This is a genomic window from Clostridiaceae bacterium HFYG-1003, assembly GCA_024579835.1.
Taxonomy (GTDB): Bacteria; Bacillota; Clostridia; order Clostridiales; family Clostridiaceae; genus JG1575.
In genome coordinates this window covers 2,670,308-2,695,229 of the sequence record CP102060.1, presented here as the reverse complement: position 1 = coordinate 2,695,229, position 24,922 = coordinate 2,670,308, and the positions used below count along the sequence as shown (strand labels likewise).

21 protein-coding genes are annotated in these 24,922 nt (G+C 57.8%); 17 read left to right on the top strand and 4 right to left on the bottom strand.

The window, feature by feature from the left end:
• Positions 1-53: 53 nt before the first annotated feature.
• From yqeB to xdh, 3 genes are read right to left on the bottom strand one after another with little or no spacing between them, the layout of a single operon-like run.
• The gene (yqeB, locus tag NQU17_12075; protein UUM11380.1) at positions 54-1,409 is read right to left on the bottom strand and encodes a selenium-dependent molybdenum cofactor biosynthesis protein YqeB; all 1,356 of its coding nucleotides are present in this window, start codon (positions 1,407-1,409) and stop codon (positions 54-56) included.
• The gene (gene yqeC / locus NQU17_12070; protein ID UUM11379.1) at positions 1,324-2,130 is read right to left on the bottom strand and encodes a selenium cofactor biosynthesis protein YqeC; all 807 of its coding nucleotides are present in this window, start codon (positions 2,128-2,130) and stop codon (positions 1,324-1,326) included. The genes yqeB and yqeC overlap by 86 nt, the downstream gene beginning before the upstream one ends.
• Positions 2,127-4,697 (bottom strand): selenium-dependent xanthine dehydrogenase, encoded by a 2,571-nt coding sequence (xdh, locus tag NQU17_12065; protein UUM11378.1) that lies wholly within the window; start codon positions 4,695-4,697, stop codon positions 2,127-2,129. Before xdh ends, yqeC begins: the two co-directional genes overlap by 4 nt.
• Positions 4,698-5,092: 395 nt before the next feature.
• On the opposite strand from xdh, the gene NQU17_12060 reads away from it, so the two are divergent.
• The 4 genes from NQU17_12060 to ygeW all read left to right on the top strand — a co-directional run bounded on the left by NQU17_12060 (position 5,093) and on the right by ygeW (position 10,701).
• On the top strand, positions 5,093-5,917 hold the full coding sequence (locus tag NQU17_12060; GenBank protein UUM11377.1) for an XdhC/CoxI family protein: 825 nt from the start codon (positions 5,093-5,095) through the stop codon (positions 5,915-5,917).
• Between the two features lie 21 nt (positions 5,918-5,938).
• Entirely contained in the window at positions 5,939-7,714 is a 1,776-nt protein-coding gene (locus NQU17_12055) for a sigma 54-interacting transcriptional regulator (protein UUM11376.1), read from the top strand.
• 447 nt (positions 7,715-8,161) lie between these two features.
• The gene (gene dpaL / locus NQU17_12050; protein UUM13509.1) at positions 8,162-9,358 is read left to right on the top strand and encodes a diaminopropionate ammonia-lyase; all 1,197 of its coding nucleotides are present in this window, start codon (positions 8,162-8,164) and stop codon (positions 9,356-9,358) included.
• A gap of 149 nt (positions 9,359-9,507) precedes the next feature.
• Positions 9,508-10,701, top strand: coding sequence for a knotted carbamoyltransferase YgeW (ygeW, locus tag NQU17_12045; protein UUM11375.1), 1,194 nt, complete (start codon positions 9,508-9,510; stop codon positions 10,699-10,701).
• Here the strand turns inward: ygeW and NQU17_12040 are convergent, their stop codons facing one another.
• Entirely contained in the window at positions 10,702-10,824 is a 123-nt protein-coding gene (locus tag NQU17_12040; protein ID UUM11374.1) for a hypothetical protein, read from the bottom strand. It lies immediately after the preceding gene.
• A 157-nt stretch (positions 10,825-10,981) separates the two neighbouring features.
• On the opposite strand from NQU17_12040, the gene NQU17_12035 reads away from it, so the two are divergent.
• The 13 genes from NQU17_12035 (at position 10,982) to NQU17_11975 (ending at position 24,729) form a co-directional block, all read left to right on the top strand.
• Positions 10,982-12,202, top strand: coding sequence for a YgeY family selenium metabolism-linked hydrolase (locus NQU17_12035; protein UUM13508.1), 1,221 nt, complete (start codon positions 10,982-10,984; stop codon positions 12,200-12,202).
• Between the two features lie 135 nt (positions 12,203-12,337).
• Positions 12,338-13,813: a pyridoxal-5-phosphate-dependent protein subunit beta gene (locus NQU17_12030; GenBank protein UUM11373.1), complete on the top strand. Its 1,476-nt coding sequence runs from the start codon at positions 12,338-12,340 to the stop codon at positions 13,811-13,813.
• 10 nt (positions 13,814-13,823) lie between these two features.
• Entirely contained in the window at positions 13,824-14,762 is a 939-nt protein-coding gene (gene arcC, locus NQU17_12025; GenBank protein UUM11372.1) for a carbamate kinase, read from the top strand.
• A gap of 32 nt (positions 14,763-14,794) precedes the next feature.
• Positions 14,795-17,302 (top strand): NAD(P)-binding protein, encoded by a 2,508-nt coding sequence (locus tag NQU17_12020; GenBank protein ID UUM11371.1) that lies wholly within the window; start codon positions 14,795-14,797, stop codon positions 17,300-17,302.
• On the top strand, positions 17,299-18,621 hold the full coding sequence (gene ssnA / locus NQU17_12015) for a putative aminohydrolase SsnA (protein UUM11370.1): 1,323 nt from the start codon (positions 17,299-17,301) through the stop codon (positions 18,619-18,621). Before NQU17_12020 ends, ssnA begins: the two co-directional genes overlap by 4 nt.
• 315 nt (positions 18,622-18,936) lie before the next feature.
• A complete protein-coding gene (locus NQU17_12010; protein UUM11369.1) occupies positions 18,937-19,425 on the top strand; it encodes an NUDIX domain-containing protein in 489 nt (162 codons plus the stop codon).
• Positions 19,426-19,820: 395 nt separating this feature from the next.
• Positions 19,821-21,227 carry a dihydropyrimidinase gene (hydA, locus tag NQU17_12005; protein UUM11368.1) on the top strand — a complete coding sequence of 469 codons (1,407 nt, stop codon included), beginning with the start codon at positions 19,821-19,823 and terminating at the stop codon, positions 21,225-21,227.
• 1 nt (position 21,228) lies between these two features.
• Positions 21,229-22,173 (top strand): D-2-hydroxyacid dehydrogenase, encoded by a 945-nt coding sequence (locus NQU17_12000; protein ID UUM11367.1) that lies wholly within the window; start codon positions 21,229-21,231, stop codon positions 22,171-22,173.
• 122 nt (positions 22,174-22,295) lie between these two features.
• Positions 22,296-22,562 carry a hypothetical protein gene (locus NQU17_11995; GenBank protein ID UUM11366.1) on the top strand — a complete coding sequence of 89 codons (267 nt, stop codon included), beginning with the start codon at positions 22,296-22,298 and terminating at the stop codon, positions 22,560-22,562.
• Between the two features lie 445 nt (positions 22,563-23,007).
• Positions 23,008-23,277 carry a (4Fe-4S)-binding protein gene (locus NQU17_11990; GenBank protein UUM11365.1) on the top strand — a complete coding sequence of 90 codons (270 nt, stop codon included), beginning with the start codon at positions 23,008-23,010 and terminating at the stop codon, positions 23,275-23,277.
• Positions 23,278-23,366: 89 nt separating this feature from the next.
• Entirely contained in the window at positions 23,367-23,720 is a 354-nt protein-coding gene (locus NQU17_11985) for a hypothetical protein (GenBank protein ID UUM11364.1), read from the top strand.
• A 71-nt stretch (positions 23,721-23,791) separates the two neighbouring features.
• On the top strand, positions 23,792-24,052 hold the full coding sequence (locus NQU17_11980) for a hypothetical protein (GenBank protein ID UUM11363.1): 261 nt from the start codon (positions 23,792-23,794) through the stop codon (positions 24,050-24,052).
• Positions 24,049-24,729, top strand: coding sequence for a D-lyxose/D-mannose family sugar isomerase (locus tag NQU17_11975; protein ID UUM11362.1), 681 nt, complete (start codon positions 24,049-24,051; stop codon positions 24,727-24,729). The genes NQU17_11980 and NQU17_11975 overlap by 4 nt, the downstream gene beginning before the upstream one ends.
• Positions 24,730-24,922: the final 193 nt, after the last annotated feature.

Sequence of the window (24,922 nt, the reverse complement as noted above, 5' to 3'; positions counted from 1 at the left end):
GACCAGACGGTCGAGCCGTTGCATCGCTTCATTGAAAAAATTGGGGGATTGTCTCACGGTCTGGCCGCCTGGCTTTGGATCACTCGGGCGACGGATTCGCCCAGGGTTCTGGCTTTGTCGGAAATGGTCAGCGCCAGGGCAGGATCCAGGCGGGGATCCACGTCGGCGATCTTGAGGCCCCGGGTTACCTCGAATCCGTCATAGATCAGGCCGCGCAGCGTACCGCGCAGGCGAGACGTGACCGGGACATCCCCGACCTGGGCAATGACTTCGCCTTCCTCCACCAGGTCACCAATGCGGCGGATTTGCTTTAGGATGCCATCTGCCGGGGAGTGGATGACCCGGCGCTGATCTTCACCGGCAATGAGGCCGGGGACACCGGTGTTGGGGATTGCCGTCCCCTGGGTGATGATGCGTCCCAGGGAGGGACCGCGCATGGTTTCAATGACTGCGTGGCAGTCTTCCGGGGCACTGAAGCCGGGCCCCAGGGCGATGACCAGGGGGGCCAGGTCTTTGGTTGTTCCCAGATTGCGCTTGGCCAGAATGGCATCCACCACGACATCCGGCTTGATGTCGCGGAGGGTTTTCAGTTCGGGATCAATGAGTACGGGGACCATGTCCTGATTCAGGCAGTCCTCGAGACCGTCGAGGGAGGGAAGATACACTGCCGTAACACCTTCCACGGCCTTGCGCCCATCGTAGATGCAGGTGGCAAAGGCCACCTCGGTGCGAATGCAGCTGGGACGGTCCGTTTCCACGGCAATGACGCGGCAGCCTTTCTCAAAGAGAACATGGATAACTCCGGTAGCCAGGTCACCGGCACCCCGCACCAGGACCGTCAGGGGGCGGTAGGCCCGCTGATAGTCTTCCCGGGTATCCAGATCCAGATTTTCCTGCACGGATTCCACCGGCTCGTACACCACCAGCTCCTGATGTACGGAGATCACCTGACGCCCGCCGGTGTCACCGGTCAGACGGCTCAGTTCGTCCTTGAGAGAAACGGGGAAAAAGACCGGACTGCCCTGCTGGCCGTTGAAGACCGGGATGACGATGCGGCTGGGATTATTACGGAAGCGTTTTTTGAGGTGACGCAGGGTTTCCGCCGTAAGGAACGGCTGATCGGCCATCACAAATACCAGCCCCTCCGTCTGGGGATCACTGGCCTGAACCCCCAGGGCGATGGAATGGCTCACTCCGGCCTCGGGCCGGTCATTGAGCACTGCCCGGAAGGAGCCTTCGGGCAGCCGGGTTTTCGCCTGGTGCACCAGGATGACTTCATGGAACCGGGCTTTCTGCACCGTATCCAGCACATGCTCGAGGAGACTATGTCCGTTGATCCACAGATTGGTCTTTGGCCGGTTCATCCGCTGGGATGATCCGGCGGCAAGAATAATGGCGGTAATTTTCATGATTCAGTTCCTCCAGACTCATGCAGGCAATGGCAGTCAGACGACTGGCTTCGGGGTGGCGGGACAGCGACAGGGACAGCTGCTGGGCCTGTTCCAGCCACTGGTCGCTGTCGCACTGGTTCAGGATGACGATGCGCCGTCCGGTGGAATTTTTAAACAGCCCCTGCGGGTGAAAGACGATTTGCCGAAACGCCTCTTGCGTCATGACATCGCCTTCGCCCAGACCGGTAACGCGGGAAAAGGCCGGCCAATTGTAGACATTTTCCGGGGAGACCCGTTCGCCCAGAACACGGATCGGGAGCACGCCCAGGGTGACCCTGGCGCCGGATGGAACCGGCGGTTCATGGTCATGCCACATTTTCAGTGGGAGTCCGCGCGAGCCGTCGGCTTCCATCAGAAAATAAGCACCCGGCTGATTCAGGCGCGCCACATCCGCCTCGGTGATGCCCTGAAGCTTTCCCCGGTCGTTCAGTCCCCGGGCCACCAGGTGGACCTGACCCGCCGTGAGGCTGGCCGGGTCCCAGGCGTCGGGATTCAGGCAGAGCTGATCCACGACCCCGGGCGCCGGGGGGAATATATGAGCGGTGACGCTGACCAGGACCGGCGCCTGGCGGCGGGCGATCCCGGCCAGGTACCACAAAAGAGTGGTCTTGCCGCCGGAGCCGGTGATGGCACAGGGTTCACCGGGATGCAGCGTCAGATCTTCGAGGATCCGGTTCATTTGCTCTTCCGGTAGTACGTATCTTCCAGAGGGAGCGTGGTACGGAACCGGCCGTCTTTTTTAAAGTAGGCATTCTGACAGGCCGGAGCGGACGGAATCACCGTAATCTCGCCAATGCCCTTGGAGCCGTAGGACAGTTCCTGCGGATTCTTTTCAATCAGGATCGGCACGATCTCCGGAATCTGAGTCGAGCGCAGCAGGCCCAGGGTTCCAAACTTGACCTGGGGCACGGCGTTGACGGTCTTGAAGTCTTCGGTCAGGGCAAAGCCCAGACCCATCACGACGCCGCCCTCAATCTGACCCTCCACGCCCTTGGGATGAATGGCCCGGCCCATGTCATGGGCCGAAATGACCTTGACGACCTTGCCCTCCCGATCAAGAATGACCAGCTGAGCCGCATAGCCATAGGCCACGTGGCTGACCGGGTTCGGCTTGTCCGAGCCCATCGGATCCGACGCGAAGGAGTATTCGCCGAGGAAGGTACGCCCTTCCAGCTGTTCCAGAGAACCGGCTTCGGCCAGGGCGGCCTTGAACTCCAGAGCAGCCCGGCGGGAGGCTTCGCCGGTAAAGACGGTCTGGCGGGAGGCAGTGGTGGTGCCCGCGTTGGGGGTGAGATAGGTGTCAGGTTTGCCCACGGTCACCAGCTCCTGGGGCAATCCGGTGGTTTCGCAGAAAATCTGCTTGATCACGGTATGGATGCCCTGACCCATATCCGAGGCGGAGCTGCCCAGGCTGACCCGGCCGTGCTCGACTTTGGCCAGGCATCGGCCCGTGTCCGGTACCCCGACGCCCAGGCCGGCGTTTTTCAGCGCCGAGGCAATGCCGACATGGTAGTTCTCATCCCCGTCATAGCGGTAGAAATCTTCCTTCAGGGCTTCCAGAGCTTCCCGGTAAGCGGTGGATTCATCGGCGATCTGGCCGTTGGGCATGATGTCACCGGGTTCCAGCGCGTTGCGGCGGCGGATTTCCCAGCCGTCAAGTCCGGTCTGGCGGGCCAGGTCATTCAGGCAGCACTCCAGAGCAAAGATGGACTGGGTGACGCCGAAGCCGCGGAAGGCGCCGCAGGGAACGTTGTTCGTATAGTAGGCCCGCCCTTCGATGTCGACATTCTGATAATTGTAGGGTCCGGCCGCGTGGGTGCAGGCGCGCTGCAGCACGGGGCCGCCCAGTGAGGCATAAGCGCCGGTGTCTGAAATAATGCGGGCGACCAGGCCGGTCAGTCTGCCGGTTTCATCACAGCCCAGCTGGAAGTCCATATACATCGGATGGCGCTTGGGATGGACCAGAATGCTTTCCGCCCGGGACAGCCGGACCTTGACCGGCTTTTTGAGCAGCCAGGCAATGAGGGCGGCATGGTGCTGCACGCTCATGTCTTCCTTGCCGCCGAAGCCGCCGCCGACATAGGCGGCCTTGATGCGCACCCGTTCCGGTTCAATGGCCAAAAGGGAAGCGATCTCCCGCCGGTCATCGTATACTCCCTGGTCCGAGGTGATGACTTCAACGCCGTCCTCGGTGGGGTAGGCCACGGCACATTCGGGTTCCAGGAAGGCATGCTCGGTGAAGGGGGTTTCAAAATGATAGGAAGCCACATATTTGGAGGCAGCCAGGGCAGCCGCGGCGTCTCCCCGCTTGAGCTTCTGGGTGGACAGCAGGTTGCCCTTTTCATGGATCAGAGGGGCATCCTGTGCCATGGCGGCCTGGGGGGTGGTCACCGGCGGCAGTTCTTCATAATCCACCCGGATCAGTTTTAAAGCGGCCTGCACCGCTTCTTCCGTGTCTCCCACCACCAGGGCCAGGGAGTCTCCGACGTAGCGGGTGGTCTCGCCGACCCGAATCAAGGCCGGCCAGTCTTTGACCAGATGGCCGCAGTTGACTTCACCGGGGATATCCTCGGCCAGGATGACCGCGGCGATTCCCGGGGCGCTTTGGGCCTGGCTGACATCGATGGCCCGGATCAGAGTGCGGGGAGCCGGCGTGCGCAGCGCCTTGCCATAGAGCATGCCGGGCAGCTGGACATCGTCGGTATAGACCGGTTCACCCAGCGCCTTGGCGCGGCCGTCCACCTTGTGCACGCTTCGTCCGACGCCGGCTAAGGGCGCGTGAGGCGGCATTTCGCCCTTGCGCAGCAGCTCGGCGGTCAGCAGCATCGCATCGATGATCTTGACATAGCCGGTACAGCGGCAGATGTTGCCCCGGATCGCCTGGGCACAGGCGTCCCGGTCCGGCGACGGATTGACATCCAGCAGCGCTTTGGTCGCCACCAGCATGCCCGGGGTGCAGAAGCCGCACTGAACGGCCCCTGATTTATCAAACGCGTAAGCGTAAATTTCTTTTTCCAGGGTGGTAAACCCTTCCAGGGTATCGATGGACTTTCCTTCCATTTTAGAAGTCTTCTGGACGCAGGCTTTCATCAGACGTCCGTCGATCAGAACCGAGCAGGCGCCGCAGGCGCCTTCCCCACAGCCGTTTTTAACAGAAGCCAGTCCCAGTTCCTCACGCAGAAATTTCATCAGATCGATATCGCGCTCGGTTTGGACGTCCTTCCCATTGACTTTGAATCGGTACATGGATTTCCTCCTTGTTTGTTCAATAAACACAAATAGACCGTAACCCCTGAGGAGAAACAGTCAGCCAGCCGAAGGGACAGGGTTGTCGACCTGGAATATCAGCCTGCCCTCAATATCCTGATTTCGTTTTCAGTCTATCAGAAAAAGCTCGATTTCTCAATGATTCAATAAAAATTAATGTTTTTGAACCATGCTTTCACCAAACAGGGCTATAATCAAAATGATAATTATTTTGCGGTGCCCCCGTTGTTCGAGAATCGGAATAAGCACTGGGCCAGGTGGATATTTCCAGTTGTTCAGTCGGGAATACTATGAGGCGTTTTCCCGCAGCGGAAGCAGCATATATAGGAAGAAGAAATTCGCAAGCCCGCGCAGAGCGGGACCAAGGAGGAAGCATGGATCGGGAAATATTGCAGTTTATCGACGAGAAGCTGGGACAGGGCAGGACCTGCGCGCTGATACTGATTGAAAGTCAGGACGGCTCGGCTCCGGGCGCGGAGGGGGCGATCATGGCACTGTGTGAGGATGGATCTTCCCGCGGAACCTGCGGCGGCGGTAATCTGGAGAAAATGCTGACCCAGCAGGTCATGGAAGGAATGGGCGAAGCCCGTCATTTCCCCTTTGCCTTTGAGCTGGCCAAGGATCTGGGTATGGTGTGCGGCGGATCGGCCAGGGGCTATGTCCGCTACTTCAGTCAGGGGCCTGAGCTGGTCATCTTTGGCGCAGGGCACTGCAGCGAAGCGCTGGTCCGGCTGCTGAAGAATCAGCGGTTTGCCGTCACGGTGGTGGATGAGCGAGAGGGCTACGCCGACAAGGAAGTGTTCCGGGATGTGCGCTTTCTCAATATGACACCGGAGGATGCGGTCGGACAGATCCGGTTTGGCCCGTCCACTTATCTGGTGGTGGCTACCTGGGGGCATCTCTTGGATGCCCGAGCCTACCGGGTTTGTCTGGGACGGGAATATGCCTTCCTGGGCGGGCTGGGCAGCTCCAAAAAAGCGTCGTCAGTGAAGACGGCTCTGCTGCGGGAAGGCTTTGATGAACAGGAAATCCTGGACCTGCACCTGCCGGTCGGAATCGATCTGGCCGACGGAACCCCGGAAGAGATTGCCGTTTCGATTCTGGCGGAGCTCCTGCTGGTCAAGAACCACCGGCCGCTGCAGCTGAAGAAAGACGCGGCCGGTCCCTGGACTCCGCCTGAGCGGACCAGGGCCGAATAATGACTGCTGAAAGGAGAATCCATGGATAAAACCCGACGTTACCTGCATGAAATCCAGCCCGATGTTACCAAATACGCCGAAGTCATCTCGCAGGTCCTGAATGTGGATGTCGAAATTGTGGATGAATCCCTGGAGCGTATCTCCGGAACCGGCATCTTTGCCCGCCGCGTCAACCATAAGGCTCCGGGGCGAATCTACCGTCATGTGCTGCAGGGCGGCGAACACAAGATCATCCAGTTTCCCCGGGAGGACGAGTACTGCATTGAGTGCGAGGCCAAGGAAACCTGCCTGGAAACCATGGAGATCTCGACACCCATCAAATATCATGAAGAGAATATCGGCGTGATCGGACTGATCTGCACCACGCCGGAGCAGAAAGAGCACATCAACCAGCACCTGGACTCCCATGTCGCGTTTCTGGCGCAGATCTCCGAACTGATTTCCGCCAAGGTGCAGGAACACCTGTCCCATGAGGAGGCCCTGCGCAATGTCAACCAGCTGTCCCGGATCCTGGACGACGTCGAAAACAGTATTATTGTACTGTCAAAGGATAACCGGGTGCAGTACGTCAATCGCAAGGCCATGATCAACCTGCGGACGGACGAGAGTATTCTGGGGGAAGAACTGAGCTATTCGGGCTATGTCCCGGATTCCCTGTCCAACATGGAGTTCCGGGTGGAGCTGGCCGGCCAGCGCTACGCCGTCGTGGGGAAAATCCTTGAATTCAGTGATTCCTATCTCAATTACGACCGGATTCTGATCTTCCGGACAATGAAGGATGTCCGGCGCAACGCCTACCGCATCACCCAGCAGTCCCGGCTGATTACCCCGGAGCATCTGGTCGGGGAATCCCGGGCCATGTGCGAGATCCGCGATACCATCCGCAAAGTGGCTCCGACCTTTTCCACGGTATTCATCCGGGGAGAATCGGGGACGGGCAAGGAGCTGATTGCCCGGGCCATCCACGCCGAGAGCGACCGGCGCAAGGAACCCTTCATCGGGATCAACTGCGCCGCCATCCCGGACACGCTGCTGGAATCGGAGCTGTTCGGCTATGTCAAAGGCGCTTTCTCCGGGGCCTCGGGGTCCGGCCGCATCGGTAAATTCGAACTGGCCAACAAGGGGACACTGTTCCTGGACGAGATCGGCGACATGCCGCTGTATCTCCAGAGCAAGGTTCTGCGCATCCTGCAGGAGCGGACCTTTTCCCGGATCGGCTCCAATGATCTGATCAACCTGGACATCCGGGTCATCGCCGCCACCAACCGCAACATTGAGGAGCTGATCCAAAAGAACCAGTTCCGCCGCGATCTGTTCTATCGGATCAATGTCATCCCCATCGATGTACCGCCGCTGCGGGACCGGACCGAGGATATTCCACTGCTGTTCCGGACGCTGCTGGACAAATACAATGAAGCACTGGGCAAGCAGGTGACCAAGGTGGACGACGACGTCATGGACGTCTTTATGGATTACGCCTGGCCGGGCAATGTCCGGGAGCTGGAAAACGTGGTCCAGTATGTCATCGCCCTGGCGGATTCTTCCAATACGATCCACCGCTTCATGCTGCCGGACACCATGCTCAAGCAGGATCGGGCCTCTCTTCAGGAACCGCGCCGCCGGCAGGAGTTCGCCCCCCTGGAAGTGATGGAGGCACGCTACATTGAACGGGTTCTGGCGCAGTACGGCAACACGACGGAAGGCAAGAAAAAAGCGGCCCGGGTGCTGGGCATTGGCATCGCGACGCTTTACCGCAAACTGGCTGTGATTTCTCAAAATGATAATAATCATTCATGATTGCCAATCTGACTTTAAACGTTTACTTCATTACAGGATCGATAAAAATGCGCGGGTTAGAGAACTTAAAACCACATATTTGTTAAAATAAGTACAGGGAAAGTCACTGGAGTTTTATTATCAAAATGAGAAAGTTTCTCAAAATGATAATAAAACTCCAGTATTTTTTGTTGATTTCCGACCGGATCAGATTGAATAACTCCTAATTATTTATAAACAATTCTTAACATATCTTAATAATTAAGGATTTTCTGTAACGGTATGTTAAAATGTAAATGGTTTCCCGGAGGAGCCAGACGGAAGTCCGTATTTTGGCACTGGTTTTGCTTATATATTAGGTGGAATGGATAAGGACAGCTGGAATCTGTCCGGGCCGCGATATATCTTCAGCCGCAGCGGCCCAGATCCGAACATAACAGGAGAGGGAAAATGAACAGAAAATTAAGAATGGTGCCCAATCAGTTCACGAAGAACGACGATCCGGCCGCCTGCGTCGAGATCCTGTCGGAGAACAATGTCAAACGTGCCCGCCGCTTTCTCGCCACCTTCCCGGAATACAGCGTTACGCCGCTTCGTCGGCTGACCAGGCTGGCGGACCGGATCGGGGTCGGGGAAATCTACGTCAAGGATGAATCCTTCCGCTTCGGCCTGAATTCCTTCAAGGCTCTGGGCGGTGCCTGGGCCATGGGAAATTACCTGGCACAGCGCCTGGGAAAAAGCATTGACGAGCTGACACTGGAAGAACTCCTGCTGCCGGAAACCAAGGAACAGATCGGCGACATGATCTTCTACACTGCGACCGACGGCAATCAGGGCCGGGCTGTTGCCTGGACCGCACAGAAACTGGGCCAGCGTTCCGTGGTCTATATGCCGGAAGGTTCCTCACAGGCCCGTCTCAACCATATTCTGGCCTGCGGCTCGGATGCCTCCATCACGGACATGAACTACAACGATGCCGTGCGCTATGCCAATGAAATGGCACAGCAGAACAACGGCGTGGTCATCCAGGATACCGCCTGGGAAGGCTACACGGAAATTCCGATCTACATCATGCAGGGATACGGCATCATGGCTCTGGAAGCACTGGAGCAGATCCGCACCCAGGGTCTCCCCGAACCGACCCACATCTTCCTCCAGGCCGGTGTCGGATCCATGGCCGGAGCCTGCCAGGGCTTCTTCGCCTCGGTCTACGGCAAGGACTGCCCGCATACCATCGTCGTGGAACCCGATGAAGCCAACTGCTACTACCAGTCCGCCGCTCAGAACACGCTGGTCAATATCTCCGGCGACATGCGCACCATCATGGTGGGCCTGGCCTGCGGCGAACCCAACCCCATCAGCTACGAGATCATGAAAAACTGGTCGGAAGCGTTCCTGTCTCTGCCCGATTACGTGTCCGGAGACGGCATGCGGGTCCTGGGCAATCCCCTGACCGGCGATGACCGCATCGTGTCCGGCGAATCGGGAGCTCCTCCCACCGGCGCCCTGTTCAACCTGATGACGGATCTGGACCTCGAACCCATCCGCCGGCAGCTCGGACTGGATGAAACCTCCCGCGTACTGCTCTTCTCCACCGAAGGCGATACGGATCCGGACCGCTACCGCAGCATCGTCTGGACCGGAGAATTCTCCCGCTTCGACTAAGCCTGGGCAGCGATTCGCTCGGATGGAATCGCGGACCAGGAAAACCGGAGAAAGATCAATCTCAATCCCAAACCCAATCCCAATATAAGAATCAAGATCAGAATCAACATCATTCATCCCCAATAAATATTGAAGAAGGAAGGAACAACATGGAAAAATTCAACGAACTGGTAAAAAAACTGGAAGGTCTCGATCACAAGAATCTCTACAACAATGACTTCTTCCTGACCTGGGACAAGACGCAGGATGAGCTGGAAGCCATTTTCACCGTAGCGGATGCATTGCGCAGCCTGCGGGAGAACAACATTTCTTCCCGGATCTTTGATTCCGGCCTGGGCATCTCGCTGTTCCGCGACAACTCCACCCGCACCCGGTTCTCCTATGCCTCAGCCTGCAACCTTCTCGGACTGGAAGTTCAGGACCTGGATGAAGGCAAATCCCAGATCGCTCACGGCGAAACCGTCCGTGAAACCTCCAACATGATTTCCTTCATGGCGGATGTCATCGGAATCCGTGACGACATGTACATCGGCAAAGGCCATACCTACATGCAGAACGTTTCCGACTACGTCAAGCAGGGCTACGAGGACGGCATTCTCGAACAGCGTCCCACCATCGTCAACCTGCAGTGCGATATTGACCACCCGACTCAGTCCATGGCTGACATGCTGCACATCATTCATGAGTTCGGCGGTGTTGAAAACCTCAAGGGCAAAAAGATTGCCATGACCTGGGCGTACTCCCCGTCTTACGGCAAGCCGCTGTCCGTTCCTCAGGGAATCATCGGCCTGATGAGCCGCTTTGGCATGGATATCGTCCTGGCCCATCCGGAAGGCTATGAGATCATGAGCGAAGTCGAAGAAGTCGCGAAGAAGAATTCCGAGCAGTACGGCGGAAGCTTCACCAAGACCAATGATATGGCAGAAGCCTTCAAGGATGCCGACATCGTTTATCCCAAGAGCTGGGCTCCCTTCAAGGCCATGGAAGAGCGGACCGAACTGTATGGCAACGGCGATCATGAAGGCATCAAGGAACTGGAGAAGCGTCTCCTGGCTCAGAACGCCGATCATAAGGACTGGACCTGCACCGAAGACCTCATGAAGAAAACCCGCGACGGCAAGGCGCTCTATATGCACTGCCTCCCGGCTGACATCACCGGCGTCTCCTGCAAGGAAGGCGAAGTCGAGGAAAGCGTCTTCGACCGGTACCGGGTGCCCCTGTACAAGGAAGCCGGCTTCAAGCCGTATGTCATCGCCTCCATGATCTTCATGCAGAAGGTCCAGGATCCGGCGGCCACGCTGAAGAAGCTGGCTGAAAATGGCAAGGAACGCGTTACGAAGTAGTCAGGCAAGCCTCAGATAGATCACCCGGGCCGCCAGGATCCTTCCGGCCCAGACCGTCTGGGCCGGCTCGGGGAACCCCTCGCCCCGAATGGCTCCGGGATGATACCTCCACGGCAGGCCCATCCATCCTGCCTCCCCCCGGGCGGCCCCGGACCCTGCGGTCCGGGAAAGCCCACCCGGCGGGTTCCGGATTGAGGGATGTCAGCAACAACGCCGATTCCAATCGGACAAACAGCAAATCAAGAAGCAAAACACAACATAAGGGAGTATGAAACGTAAAATGAAAAAAGCAGAACTGGATTATACAAAGATCAGGGCAGCCGCTGAAGGCTACCGCGAAGACATGACCCGCTTCCTGCGTGACCTGGTCAAGGCACACGGCGAATCCTGCGAAGAGAAGGATAAAGTATACCGGATCAAGGAAGAAATGGAGAAGCTCGGCTTCGACGAAACCATCGTGGATCCCATGGGCAACATCCTGGGCTACATGGGCACCGGCGAAACCCTCATTGCCTACGACGCGCACATTGACTGCGTCGGCATCGGCAACATCGAGGACTGGACCTTCGATCCCTTTGAAGGCAAGGAAGACGACGTCAATATCTGGGGACGCGGCACCTCGGACCAGCTGGGCGGTATCGTATCCGCAGTCTACGGCGCCAAGATCATGAAGGATCTGGGCATGCTCAGCGATGAGTATAAAGTGCTGGTTGTAGGCAGCGTGCAGGAAGAAGACTGCGACGGCCTGTGCTGGCAGTACATCATCAACGAAGACAAGATCCGGCCGGAGTTTGTCGTTTCCACCGAGCCGACCAACGGCAACATCTACCGCGGCCACCGCGGACGCATGGAAATCAAGGTCGAAGTATTCGGCGTAGCCTGCCATGGTTCCGCACCCGAACGCGGCGACAACGCCATCTACAAAATGGCGGACATCCTTCAGGAAGTCCGTGAGCTGAACAACCATCTGGCCTATGATGAGTTCCTGGGCAAGGGAACTGTCACCACTTCCCAGATCTACTTTACGTCACCGTCCCGCTGCGCCGTGGCCGACTCCTGCACCATCTCCCTGGACCGCCGCCTGACCTGGGGTGAAACCTACCTGTCGGCTCTGAAGGAGATCGAGGAGCTGCCCTCCGTGAAGAAGTACGGTGCCAAGGTATCCATGTACACCTACGAGCGGCCGTCATGGACTGGTCTGGTTTATCCCACCGACTGCTACTTCCCGACCTGGAAGCGTGAGGAAGACGCACCGGAAGTTGTAGCCATGGCTGAATCCTTCCGCAGCATGTACGGCGAGCCCAAGGTCGACAAATGGACCTTCTCCACTAACGGTGTTTCCATCATGGGCCGCGAAGGCATCCCGACCATCGGCCTGGGCCCTGGCCGTGAAGAGGAAGCGCACGCTCCCAACGAAAAAACCTGGAAAGACGACCTGGTCAAGTGCGCTGCCATCTACAGTGCCCTGCCCACCGTCTACATGGACAACAAGAACAAATAAGACCAGCGCAAGGCCGGCAGCTTCGGCGGCCGGCCCTCGCGTGATCATAAGGCACCCCCGCCCGGCAGGCACCCCTGACGGAGCCTGCCGGGCAAAACAATATCTGGGCCAGAGGCCATGAATAAAGGAGAAAACATGCTGGATCTTACCATCAATCAGGAAAATCTTGAGAAAAATATCCAAAAGGCCAAAGACAACAACATTATCATCCCGACCTTTGAAATGATGAGACATCCCGAGCGGATTCCGGAAAAAATCAAGGAAAAGCTGTCCGAGCTCGGCGTCTGGGACGTTGACCCGCTCAACCTGTTCCGCATCACCTGGAAGAACGAACCGAAGGAGAAAGGCGGACAGTTCGGCGGCCCCAACTTCATTGAACTGCCCAAGGCCCTCACCGGCGTTGACGCACGGATCATCTGCATGGTCGGCAAGTATTTCCCGACCGGCTGCCATAAAGTCGGAGCTTCCTTCGGCTGTCTGGTTCCCCGTCTGGTCACCGGGCAGTTTGACGCTTCCACCGAAAAGGCCGTCTGGCCCTCCACCGGCAACTACTGCCGCGGCGGCGCGTTCAACTCCAAGCTGCTGGCAGTCGATTCCATCGCCATCCTGCCGGAAGGCATGTCCAAGGAACGCTTTGACTGGCTCAAGACCATTGCCGGTGAAGTCATTGCCACTCCCGGAACCGAAAGCAACGTCAAGGAAATCTTTGACAAAGTCCATGAGCTCAGAGCCACCCGCGATGACATCATGATCTTCAACCAGTTTGAAGAATTCGGCAACTATCTGTGGCACTACAATGTGACCGGTCCGGCCATCGAAGAAGCTTTCCAGTCCATGGGCGAAGGCCTGAACTTCGCCGGCGTCACCCTGACTTCCGGTTCCGCCGGAACCCTGGCTTCCGGAGACTATCTCAAGACTGTCTACCCCAAGTCCAAGCTGGCAGTGGGCGAAGCGCTGCAGTGCCCGACGATTCTGGACAACGGCTTTGGCGCACACCGTCTGGAAGGCATCGGCGACAAGCACATTCCATGGATCCACAACGTCAAGACCACCGACATGGGCATCGCCATTGACGACAATGACTCCATGGCTCTGCTGCGCCTCTTCAACGAAGCCGAAGGCAAAAAATACCTCATCGAAACCGTCGGACTCAAGCCGGAAGATGTGGACAACCTGGCCCTCATGGGAATCTCAGGCATCTCCAACATGCTCATGGCCATCAAGTTCGCCAAGTACTATGAGCTGACCGGAAACGACGTAGTGGCCACCGTTCTGACCGACTCCGTCGAAATGTACGGTTCCCGCATTCAGGAACTCCATGAGGAAGAAGGCGCTTACAACCCGACTCAGGCCGCTGTGGATTACAACCGCCGCCTGCTCGGCCAGAAGACCGACAACCTGATTGAGCTGACCTACGCAGAACGCAAGCGCGTTCACAACCTGAAGTACTACACCTGGGTTGAACAGCAGGGCAAGACCTACGAAGAAATCAACCAGCTGTGGTATGACCAGGCCGGAACCTTCGAGGCTGTTGCGAAACAGGCCGGCGAAGTCGATCGGCTGATCAACGAATTCAACGAAAAGACCGGTCTGCTGAAAGACCTGGAATAGGGGAGAGGCCATGAGCAAACGCATTGTCATCGCTCTAGGCGGCAACGCCCTGGGCAATACCCCGCAGGAACAGATGGAGGCCGTCCGCCTGACGGCGGACTCCATCGTCGACCTGCTTGAAGAGGGCTATGAGATCGCCATCGCCCATGGCAACGGACCGCAGGTCGGAATGATCAACCTGGCCTTTGAAGCGGCCGTCAACACCCCGGCCAGTACCCCGGCCATGCCGTTCCCCGAATGCGGCGCCATGAGTCAGGGCTACATCGGCTATCATCTGCAGAATGCCATCATCAATGAGATGAGAGCCCGCAAGATTTCCCAGGATGTCGTCACCGTCGTGACCGAGGTTCAGGTGGATTCCAAGGATCCGGCGTTTGCCGATCCGACCAAGCCTGTGGGCAGCTTCTACTCCAAGGAAGAGGCGGAAAGCCTGGCCGCCGAGCGCGGATACATCATGAAAGAGGATGCCGGCCGCGGCTACCGCCGGGTGGTTCCCTCCCCCAAGCCGATCCGCATTGTCGGCATTAAGGCCATCCGCAGCATCCTCGACTCCGGTCATGTCGTCATCGCCGGCGGCGGCGGCGGAATCCCCGTGGTGGAAGACGAAAACCGGCATCTGACCGGTGTCGCCGCGGTCATCGACAAGGATTTCACCTCCGAGCTGCTGGCTGAATCCCTGGACGCGGACGCGTTCATCATCCTCACCGCAGTCGAGAAGGTGGCCATCCGGTTCGGCAAGCCCGACCAGCAGTGGCTGTCGGATCTGACTCTGGCTCAGGCCCAGGAACACATCGCCAACGGCGAATTCGCCAAGGGCTCCATGCTGCCCAAGGTGGAAGCGGCCATCAAGTATGCGCAGTCCAAACCGGGCCGTCGCGCCCTGATCACTTCTCTGGAAAAAGCCCGGGAAGCCCTGGCGGGCAATACCGGCACCTGGATTTCCAACTAACCCTTATTCTGTGACAGACAAAGGAGAATGCCATGTCTGATATTATGCGACCCGTCCCGTTCCAGGATCTGCTGTTGTGGATGCTGGAGGAAAAAAGGAACACGGGCAGGATATTCGGCGTGGATCTGGAAAAGGCCTACCGAAGCGGGAGTCACCGGTTGATGACTCCCTTCGGGTGCCTCATCGGATCCGCCACCGGACCGGCTGCCGGCCCCCACACTCAGCTGGCCCAGAACATTGTGGCTGCCTACGTAGCCGGAGCCCGCTTCATGGAGCTTAAGACCGTTCAGATCATGGATGGTCAGGCGCTGCGGGAAGCCATTGCCAAACCCTGCATCAATGCCGCCGATGAAGGCTACAACGTGGAATGGTCCACGGAGCTGACGGTGGAGGAAGCACAGACAGAATACATCAAGGCCTGGTTCCTGTGCCATGTGGCCATGAAGGAACTCGAACTCGCCCCGACGCGGGATTTCGCCTTCAACATGAGTGTCGGCTATACCCTGGAGGGAATTCAGTCTCCCAAGATCGACGGCTTCATCGAAGGGCTGAAAAATGCCGCGCCGACGCCGGTGTTCCAGGAGTGCCGCCGGACCCTGGAAGAGCAGCTCGAAGCCTTTGAGCATTTTACCCGGGAGGATCTGGACCGGATTTCTCCGGCCATCTGCACCAGCCTGGCGCTGTCCACCATGCATGGCTGCCCCAAGGATGAAATCCAGAGCATCGTCCGCTACCTCCTGCAGGAGAAGCAGCTGGACGTGCTCCTCAAATGCAATCCCACTCTGCTGGGCTACGACGAAGCCCGCCGTCTGGTCGACGCCTTGGGCTTTGACTACCTGAGCTTCGACACCCATCATTTTGATCAGGATCTCAAGTATGAGGAAGCCGTGCCCATGCTGGAGGAGCTTTTGGAGCTCGCCCGCGAAGAAGGCCGGGTCTTCGGCGTCAAGCTGACCAACACCTTCCCGGTGGGCATTGCCCATGGAGAACTCCCCGGCGAAGAAATGTACACCTCGGGCCGGGCTTTGCTGCCGCTGACCGTTCATGTGGCAAAGCTGCTGTCGGCCACCTTTGGCAGCCGGCTGCCCATGGCCTATTCCGGCGGCGCCGATGCCCTGAACCTGCCTCGTTTTGTGGAAGCCGGCATTCTGCCGGTTACGGTCTGCACCACGCTGCTCAAGCCGGGCGGCTATGAGCGCCTGTCCCAGATCGCCTACCTGAGCCAGCCTTTCCTGCAGAATGAATACACCGGACCGGATGCGGACCGGATCGCCGCCCTGGCGGATCATTTGATGAAGGAAGCCCGCAATCATAAAAAATACCGGGAAGACATCGTTCTGCGCAAGACCGATTCCCCCTTGCCGCTCTTCGACTGCTTCAAGGCACCCTGTCAGGACGGGGGCTGCCCCATCGGCCAGAATATTCCGGCCTACCTGCAGCTGACCGCTGCGGGCCGCTATGCCGAAGCCATGGCCGTCATTGCCAAGGACAACGCCCTGCCGGCCACCTTGGGCGAAATCTGCTACCACCCTTGCACGAAGCGGTGCAACCGGGTGGACTACGATCAGTCCATCGATATCCGCGGCGTCAAGCATGTGGCGGTGGAACAGGCCATGGAGGAATTTATTGAATCCATCGTCCGGCCGCAGCCCAACGGCAAGACCGTCCTGGTCATCGGCGCCGGCGTTCAGGGACTGTCCGCTGCGCTCTACCTGGCCCGGGCCGGCTACGCGGTGAAGGTGGCAGAAAAGAAGGACCGCGCCTTCGGCATGCTCAACAACATCAAGGACCAAACCGGACAGAGCCTGCATTCCATGGAGCTGGACCGCCGCTTCATCGAAGCCTATGGCGTGGAATTCCATTTCAATGTGACAGCCGATCAGCTGCCGGCCCTGGCGGAAGGTGCCGATCTGGTGATTTCCACCACCGGCCGGGAGGAAAGCATCCCCGGCGCCCGACTGACGGTGAAAAACCAGCAGACCCGCCTTCAGGCCGTCTACGCCATGGCCGAAGCCAAAAAGCTGGCGCTGGAAATCCTGGAAGAAGATGATTTTGCCGAATACCGCCTGCCCCTGGATGAAGCGGCCGTCTACAACAAGCGCGGCTTCCTGATCCTCCCGCTGGAGACCAGCCGGGAAGGCGAGCGCTGCCTGTCGTGCCATGATGTCTGCGAAATCTGCACCGAGGTCTGCCCCAACCGGGCCAATGTGGCCATTGCGGTGCCGGGCTTTGCTAACGTCCATCAGATTCTGCATCTGGACTTTGCCTGCAACGAGTGCGGCAACTGCACCACCTTCTGTCCCCATGCCGGGCGTCCCTACAAGGACAAAGTCACGCTGTTCGGCAGCGCGGCCGATTTCCATGATTCCGCCAACGTCGGCTTCTACCTCCATGAGGAGGAAGTTCTGGTCCGATATGCCGAAGGCGGCGTCGAGACCACGACGCTGGACGGCATTCGGGAAGAGGGACTGCGGACCATGGCTCAGACCGTCGCCCGGGATTATCCCTGGCTGCTGGTTGAAACCGGAGGTGCCCTATGATTATCGGCAACGGCATTGTGCTGACCAATGACGAGGCGGGCCAGGTGCTCCACGCCGGAGCGGTTCTGGTTCGCGGTCAGGAAATCTCCGAAGTGGGGGACTTTGCCCTGCTGAAAGCGAAATACCCGCAGGAGGAAGTCTATGATGTCGGCGGCCGCCTGATCATGCCCGGCATGATCAACGCCCACAGCCACATCTACTCGGCCTTTGCCCGGGGATTCGGCCCCAAGGATCCCACCCGCAACTTCCTGGAAATCCTGGAAAACCTGTGGTGGCATCTGGACAAGGAGCTCACCGTGGAGGATGCCCGCTACTCGGCGTACGGCACGCTCTCGGATTCCATTGCCCAGGGCGTAACCACGGTGATTGACCATCACGCCAGCCCCCATCACATCACCGGCTCCCTCAGCGCCATCGCCGAAGCGGCGCGGGATCTGGGCATCCGGACCAGCCTGTGCTATGAAACCTCGGACCGGGACGGCGAAGCCATCGCCCGGGAAGGAATCCGCGAGAACGCCGACTTCATCCGCCAGGCCAATGCCGATGACAGCGGTCTGATCCACGGCCTGTTCGGTCTGCACGCCTCCTTCACCCTGTCGGAAGAGACGCTCTACGCCTGCCGCAAGGCAGCTCAGGGACTGGATACCGGTTTCCACATCCATGTGGCCGAAGGCAGCGACGATGAAGCCGTGACCCAGGCCCGCTACGGCATGAGAGTCGTGCACCGGCTGGAAAAACATGGCATCCTGGGACCCAAAACTTTGGCCGTCCACTGCATCCATGCCGATGACGAGGAACTTGACCGGATTCTGGCCACCGATACCATGGTGGTCCACAATCCCGAATCCAACATGGGCAATGCCGTGGGCACCAGCCCCGTCATCAAAATGCTGAAGAAAGGCATTCTGGTCGGACTGGGCACCGACGCCTACACCAACGACATGTTTGAGTCGATGAAAGTCGCGAAAATCCTGCAGTCCCATGCGCTGGCCGACCCCACCGTGGGCTTCGGCGAAGCGCTGACCCTGCAGTTTAAGAACAACCCCCGAATTCTGTCCCGCTACTTCAAGAAGCCCCTGGGCCTCCTCAGCCCCGGCGCCTACGCGGACCTCATTGTGGTGGACTACGATCCCCTCACCCCCCTGAACCAGACCACCTGGGGCGGCCATGTCCTGTTCGGACTGTCCGGGTACAAGGTCAAGGACACCATGATCAACGGACGCTTCGTCATGAAGGACCGCGTCTTCCTGACCGTGGACCATCCCCGCCTCATGGCCCAGTGCCGCGACCACGCCCAGAAGCTCTGGTCCAGACTTTAGCCTGAGCCCGGAGGCACAGACCCCCGGAAAGGATCAATGTCAGGGATCTGAACGTATGAGGGATCCAAATCAGCAAGGTGCTGCCGCCCACCCCGCGGCGGCACCTTGCTGTCTCTGATGGGCAGGTGCGTATAATCGGCAGCCCGCCAGTGAGCAAACGATCAGGTCCCAATGCGGCATCGGCGGATCCGTTCCCATGGGACGGGGAGATGATGTATCATGGATAGTACAAACTGCCTGCAGGAGGGAACCAGGATCGGTCTGTTGAAAGCAGGGACGGTTTTTTGATTCTTTGATATTTGGGGGGGACAGTACATGTACGACTGTGGATTTACCAGAGAGAGCCACTGGTTCCGCTACCGGGCGGCTGCCATTATTGTGGAGGAGGGCTGCGTGCTGTTTGCCGGCAATCCGTGCGAAGACTACCTGTATTCCGTCGGGGGCGCTGTCCATATGGGGGAAAGCGCACAGGACGCGGTGGTCCGGGAAGTATTGGAAGAAACCGGAGTAAAGTATGAGATCCAGCACCTGGCAGTGGTCCATGAGAATTTTTTCAATGACAGCACCGGCACCCTGGCCGGACTGAACTGCCACGAGATCTGCCTCTATTTTGTCATGAAGCCCAGAGGCACCAGGGAACTGAACAGTAACAGCTGGAATATCAATGGCATCCGGGAAGACATGCACTGGATCCCGATGGATGACCTGGACCGGTACAAGGCATTTCCGACCTTTCTGAAGGATTACCTCAGTCGGGAGCACACCGGGGTGGAGCATATTATCACGGACCAGACCTGTTCCTGAGTGCCCGGGCTGGCCCAGGGGAAGACGGAATCCATCCGGGCCACCGGCCCGGACTGTCCGAGGCGCCTGTCCGGGAGTATAATGAAACCAGACCAGTCATTGGCACCAGCTTGTTTTCAGAGAGGCAGGTATTCAGGCAATACTCATATGCAATTGCAGCGGTATGCATTAACCGGTGGATCACCGTGAACATTTGATTCAGCGGGAACACTTCGATCAACTGCGATGTCAGGATCAACTGCGATGCCAATGAAAGAACTATAACAATGATAGAAACCAAAGAATGATAGAAACAGGATAATGATCGACCGTAAATAATGATAGAGCCAAAATAACGCAACAGACATTTTCAATCAGATCAATCGTTATGACCAACCCGGCAAAGGAGGGCAACCATGGGGTACTTGATCATTCATGGAAAACTGGTTACGGAGGAAGGCATCCGGGAGGAGTCGCTTCGGATCGAAGACGGGCTCATTGCCCAAATGGGCAGACTGGAGCCGCTGCCCGGAGAGGAAATCATTGATGCCCAGGGAGCCTGGGTAATTCCGGGGGGCATTGACCCCCATACGCATATGGAGCTGCAGCAGTCGGAGACATTCCGCTCGGCGGATGATTTTTATACCGGCACGGTGGCTGCGGCATTAGGCGGAACCACCACGATCATTGATCATATCGGCTTTGCGCCGGCCGGTTCACCGCTCCGGTATTCTTTGGACCGGTACCAGGAAAAAGCGCGCAAAAGCGTCATCGACTATGCCTTCCACGGCGTTATACAGCATGTGGATGAGGCCATTCTGACCGAGCTGAAGGAACTGATTGGGGAGGGCATTGCCAGTTTCAAGGCGTACTCCACTTACGGCTTTAAAATGGGGGACGAGGATCTGATCCGAATCCTGCGGGTCATGAAGGAAGCGGGCGGGCTGCTGACGGTTCACTGCGAAAACGATGAGGTGACGCGGCTTCTGAGGAAGGAGGCCCTGGAGCAGGGCCAGCTCAGCCCCATTTATCACGCCAGGACCCGCCCGCCCCGGACCGAATCCGAGTTCATCGGCCGGCTGTGCGAGCTGTCCGGAATGGCCGGCAATGTACCAGTATATGTGGTTCATACCTCGACGGGCCTGGGAGCCCGGCGCATGGTTCAGTTCCGGCGGGAGGGCATTCCGGTCTTCATGGAAACCTGCCCGCAGTATCTGCTCCTGACTGAGGAGCGCTACGAATCCGGCGGACCTGAAGAGGGATTGAAGTACATCATGGCACCCCCGCTGCGCAGCGAGGCGGAACGGCAGAGCCTTTGGACCGCCGTCATTGACGGCACCTGCCAGACCGTCGGAACGGATCATTGTCCGTTCTGCCTTCAGGAAAAACTGGCCGGAAAGGACAACTTCAGTCTGGCTCCGGGCGGAGCTCCGGGCGTCCAGGAGCGGATCCCGCTGCTGTTCACCGAAGGCGTCCTGAAACATCGCATTACGCTGGAACGGTTTGTGGAACTGACTTCCACCAATGCCGCAAAGATCTTTGGACTGTATCCCAGAAAAGGCACGCTTCAACCGGGCAGCGATGCCGATCTGGTGATCCTGCGGGAAGGACCCGAAACCGCCATCCGGGCTTCAGAAATGGCGTCAGTCTGTGATTACAGCATTTATGAAGGCATGACGCATCGCACCGCCATTGACTATGTGTTCTCAGCAGGCCGGATGCTCGCCCGACAGGGCGAGTTCCTGGGAGAGCGCGGCCAGGGCCGGTTCCTGCCCCGGGCTATCAACCAGACCCTCGCCGCATCAACCTTGGAGGAGGTATAGCATGAAAATAGTTGTACTGGATGGATATACCCTCAACCCGGGCGATCTGACCTGGGAAGGCCTGGAAGCCTTCGGCGACGTAACGGTCTATGACCGCTCCCTGCCCGAAGAGATCGCGGACCGGATCCGGGACGCCGACATTGTGGTCGCGAACAAGGCGAATCTGACGCGTCAGGCGCTGGCAGAGGCTAAGCAGCTGAAATACATTACGGTGATGGCAACCGGTTATGACTGCGTTGACGCGGCAGCTGCCCGGGACCTTGGCATCGTGGTGTCCAACGTGCCCACCTACGGCACGGATACCGTTGCCCAGTTTACGCTGGCTCTGATCCTGGAGCTGGCCCACCAGATCGGACGGCACAGCCAGTCCGTCCGGGCCGGGGAGTGGACCAGCGCCAGCGACTGGTGCTATACCCTGTCACCCCAGGTTGAGCTGATGGGCAAGACACTGGGAATTATCGGCTATGGCCGGATCGGACAGCGGGTCGGTGAACTGGCCCGCGCCTTCGGCATGCAGGTCATTACTGTGGAGCGGCCGGGCCGGGCCTTCGATGTGCCATCCGTTTCCCTGGAAGAGATTTTCCGGCAGTCGGATATCCTGACGCTGCACTGTCCCCTGACCCAGTTCACCAGGGGCATCGTCAATGCCAGAAGCCTGGCGTTGATGAAGCCAGGTGCCTTCCTGATCAACGCCTCCCGCGGCCCCCTCATCGTGGAGGAAGACTTGCGCCGGGCGCTGGATGAAGGCGTCATTGCCGGTGCCGCTCTGGATGTTCTGTCCATGGAACCCATGCCGGAAGGCCATATCCTGCGGGAAGCCCCGAATCTGATCATCACCCCGCATATCGCCTGGTCGACAAAGGAAGCCCGAATCCGGATTCTGGACTCTACCATGCGCAACATCCGTTCTTACCTGGCCGGCGAACCCCGCCACCGCGTCATTTAGCCGAGCGAATTAACCGATATTTAACTTAATTGGGTACGATTAAACAGAATGGATGCTTTACAAATAGTAAATATTTTGTTAAGATTGCTTTAACAAAATAAATACAGATGGAGGAAGCGTTCATGTCTGATTTGGGCATTCGAATTCTGAAGATTCTCCATGATAAAAACAGCGACGAGTATGTTTACTTGAAGAGCCATTCCCAGCTGCGTGATTACCGAAAAGAGGAGATCCAGACAGAAGCGGAACGGCTGACGGAGAAAGGGTACCTGGTGACGGTCCGCACCGATCGGCTGATCGAACGGGATAACAGTCTGGTCAACTACTTCTTTGAAATTACCGATGCCGGGAAACACCTTTTGAACCAGTGGGCAGCAAACATAAGCTAACAATGAATCATGAGAACCGATAGAAAAAAGCCGGAAACCCCGGCTTTTTTCGCGTTTAGAATCAAATCGCTGCATTTTTCGAATCACGCCTTCCACTGAAATCAAGTCCTGTCCATCGATCCTGTCCATCGATCCTGTCCATCGATCCTGTCCATCGATCCTGTCCTCAGATCCTTTCCTAAATACTTCAAGGGATTCTTGCCAGCCGATCATCCCCGACGGTCCGAAGCCGTCGAAGACTTGCCGATGAACCGGAAGAACCTTGTCTGAGTGCCGGAGGTTCACGAAAGACTTGCCCTTCTTTCATAGAATGTTCTCAAATGCCGGACAGCGTCACGGTATAATGGACTCAAACCAACCGAGCCGCAATCTGGCGCAGATCCTTCCGGTAACCCACCGAAGGTGGATGCCCGGCAGTTGCCGCAGACAAAGGAGCAATGCATTCGTGACAGAAGAAGAACTGATGGCCCAAGGCTATCGTAAATACCGGGGCAAGGACATCGATGTCTACTACAGCCAGGACCGCTGCAACCATACCGGCGTCTGCAGCCGGGAAAATGAGTTTGTATTCGACCCGTCCAGCCGTCCCTGGATCATGGTGGATCTGGCCCCCGTGGAGGAAGTCATCCGGGTCGTGCGGGAATGTCCCACCGGCGCCCTGAAGTATAAACTCAAAACAGAGGAAGAAGTTCAGCCTGCTTCGGATCGGGAGTAAAAACATCCTGCGATTGTCTCCCTTGAAAGGGAGGCATGAGCCTGGAAAAGATCCATGGACAGGAATCAATGAGGAAAGAGGTATAAAGAATGGAATATCCCGATATCAATACGAAAATCAACGATGTGTTTGTCATGCCGGTAACGGAAGAGCTCACCCGCAAGTGGGGGGAGGCTTTAAAATCGGAACAGCGTATGGAACAGATCCTTAACCGGGAACTGCTGCCCAGGCTCCTGGAGTATGTCAGGACCAGCGAACCCCGGTTTGAGGGCCGGTTTGTGGTAACCAAAGTCGGTGATGTGATCAAGGGGCAGTTTCAGTCTCAGTCGGTCGTGAAAAGCAGTCTGGATCAGGCGGTTCTGGATCACCTGAATCAGCTGCTCCGGGAATTCTCGGGCAGTCCCCTGGCTCAGGCCGAGATCAATCTGAACTGTTTTTTGTAAGGTAAAAGTAAATCAAACGGCAGGATTCCTGCCGGCAAAGACCTGATTTCAAACAATGGGAGGAATCGCTCATGAAAAAGGAACCGCTGAAAACCACTCCGAAACCGGAAGAAAAGAAAAATTTCTGCGAAGTGATCCCCGAATCACGGGATATCACGGAGACGGAAGAGCAGCTCAGGCATCACAATCCTCAGCAGGGACAGACCACGGATGAACTGGGCGAGGTGGAATCCTCCGAATACGCCACCAATGACCAGTTCCGTTCCAAACCCGAATACTATAATCCCAAGACCTGTTCCACCACCACCGACAAGGATGAGCTGGAGCGATGAAGCGATCACAAATCAATCAGGCCATCCGGGAAATGGAAGAACTGGCTGACCGGTTCCATTTCGCGCTGCCGCCGTTTTGCCACGTCAGTCCAGCGACGTGGCCTGTTTTAGGCCACGACTGGGATGAAGTCAGGGATTGCCGGCTGGGCTGGGATATTACCGATTATGGTCAGGGGGACTTCCATGCCCTGGGCTTCTCCCTGATCACACTGCGCAACGGCAAAGCGGGGGATCCGAAGTATGCCCGGACCTATGCCGAAAAGCTCCTGATGCTGCGCGAAGGCCAATATGCCCCGATGCATTATCACCGGGCCAAGACCGAGGACATCATCAACCGCGGGGGCGGCAATCTGCTCCTGCGTCTGATTCAGACGGATGAGGACGGACATGAAACTTCGGAACCTGTCCGGGTTGCCTGTGACGGGGTCCACCGGATTCTTCCCTCCGGCGCCAGTCTGCGCCTGACCCCCGGGGAGAGCGTCACGCTGACGCCCGGACTGTCCCACGACTTTCGGGTGGAGCCAGGTACCGGAGCCGTCCTCATCGGAGAAGTCTCTTCCGTCAATGACGATGAAACGGACAACTTCTTCCGGGAGGCGGTGGGACGTTTTCCCACCATCGAGGAGGATGAACCCGCCTGGCGGCTTTTGTGCAGTGAATATCCGCCGGCACCTTAGGGAGCATCGTGATTTCAATCGGGAAACGGCTGTTTGAGAAATCCAGGAAGAACAACAGGGAGTCCCTCCGGCCCGCCGGAAGGACTCCTGTTCCATCCGGTGGGCCGGAGGGACTCCTGTTCCATCCGGTGGGCCGGAGGGGCCTGACGGATCTATTTTCATTTGGATTTGCAATGAAAAACGGAAGAAATGC

Bases quoted from the DNA above. Each gene is read 5' to 3' on its own strand.
- yqeB (UUM11380.1), bottom strand. From the start codon at position 1,409: ATGAAAATTACCGCCATTATTCTTGCCGCCGGATCATCCCAGCGGATG.
- yqeC (UUM11379.1), bottom strand. From the start codon at position 2,130: ATGAACCGGATCCTCGAAGATCTGACGCTGCATCCCGGTGAACCCTGT.
- xdh (UUM11378.1), bottom strand. From the start codon at position 4,697: ATGTACCGATTCAAAGTCAATGGGAAGGACGTCCAAACCGAGCGCGAT.
- NQU17_12060 (UUM11377.1), top strand. From the start codon at position 5,093: ATGGATCGGGAAATATTGCAGTTTATCGACGAGAAGCTGGGACAGGGC.
- NQU17_12055 (UUM11376.1), top strand. From the start codon at position 5,939: ATGGATAAAACCCGACGTTACCTGCATGAAATCCAGCCCGATGTTACC.
- dpaL (UUM13509.1), top strand. From the start codon at position 8,162: ATGGTGCCCAATCAGTTCACGAAGAACGACGATCCGGCCGCCTGCGTC.
- ygeW (UUM11375.1), top strand. From the start codon at position 9,508: ATGGAAAAATTCAACGAACTGGTAAAAAAACTGGAAGGTCTCGATCAC.
- NQU17_12040 (UUM11374.1), bottom strand. From the start codon at position 10,824: ATGGGCCTGCCGTGGAGGTATCATCCCGGAGCCATTCGGGGCGAGGGG.
- NQU17_12035 (UUM13508.1), top strand. From the start codon at position 10,982: ATGAAAAAAGCAGAACTGGATTATACAAAGATCAGGGCAGCCGCTGAA.
- NQU17_12030 (UUM11373.1), top strand. From the start codon at position 12,338: ATGCTGGATCTTACCATCAATCAGGAAAATCTTGAGAAAAATATCCAA.
- arcC (UUM11372.1), top strand. From the start codon at position 13,824: ATGAGCAAACGCATTGTCATCGCTCTAGGCGGCAACGCCCTGGGCAAT.
- NQU17_12020 (UUM11371.1), top strand. From the start codon at position 14,795: ATGTCTGATATTATGCGACCCGTCCCGTTCCAGGATCTGCTGTTGTGG.
- ssnA (UUM11370.1), top strand. From the start codon at position 17,299: ATGATTATCGGCAACGGCATTGTGCTGACCAATGACGAGGCGGGCCAG.
- NQU17_12010 (UUM11369.1), top strand. From the start codon at position 18,937: ATGTACGACTGTGGATTTACCAGAGAGAGCCACTGGTTCCGCTACCGG.
- hydA (UUM11368.1), top strand. From the start codon at position 19,821: ATGGGGTACTTGATCATTCATGGAAAACTGGTTACGGAGGAAGGCATC.
- NQU17_12000 (UUM11367.1), top strand. From the start codon at position 21,229: ATGAAAATAGTTGTACTGGATGGATATACCCTCAACCCGGGCGATCTG.
- NQU17_11995 (UUM11366.1), top strand. From the start codon at position 22,296: ATGTCTGATTTGGGCATTCGAATTCTGAAGATTCTCCATGATAAAAAC.
- NQU17_11985 (UUM11364.1), top strand. From the start codon at position 23,367: ATGGAATATCCCGATATCAATACGAAAATCAACGATGTGTTTGTCATG.
- NQU17_11980 (UUM11363.1), top strand. From the start codon at position 23,792: ATGAAAAAGGAACCGCTGAAAACCACTCCGAAACCGGAAGAAAAGAAA.
- NQU17_11975 (UUM11362.1), top strand. From the start codon at position 24,049: ATGAAGCGATCACAAATCAATCAGGCCATCCGGGAAATGGAAGAACTG.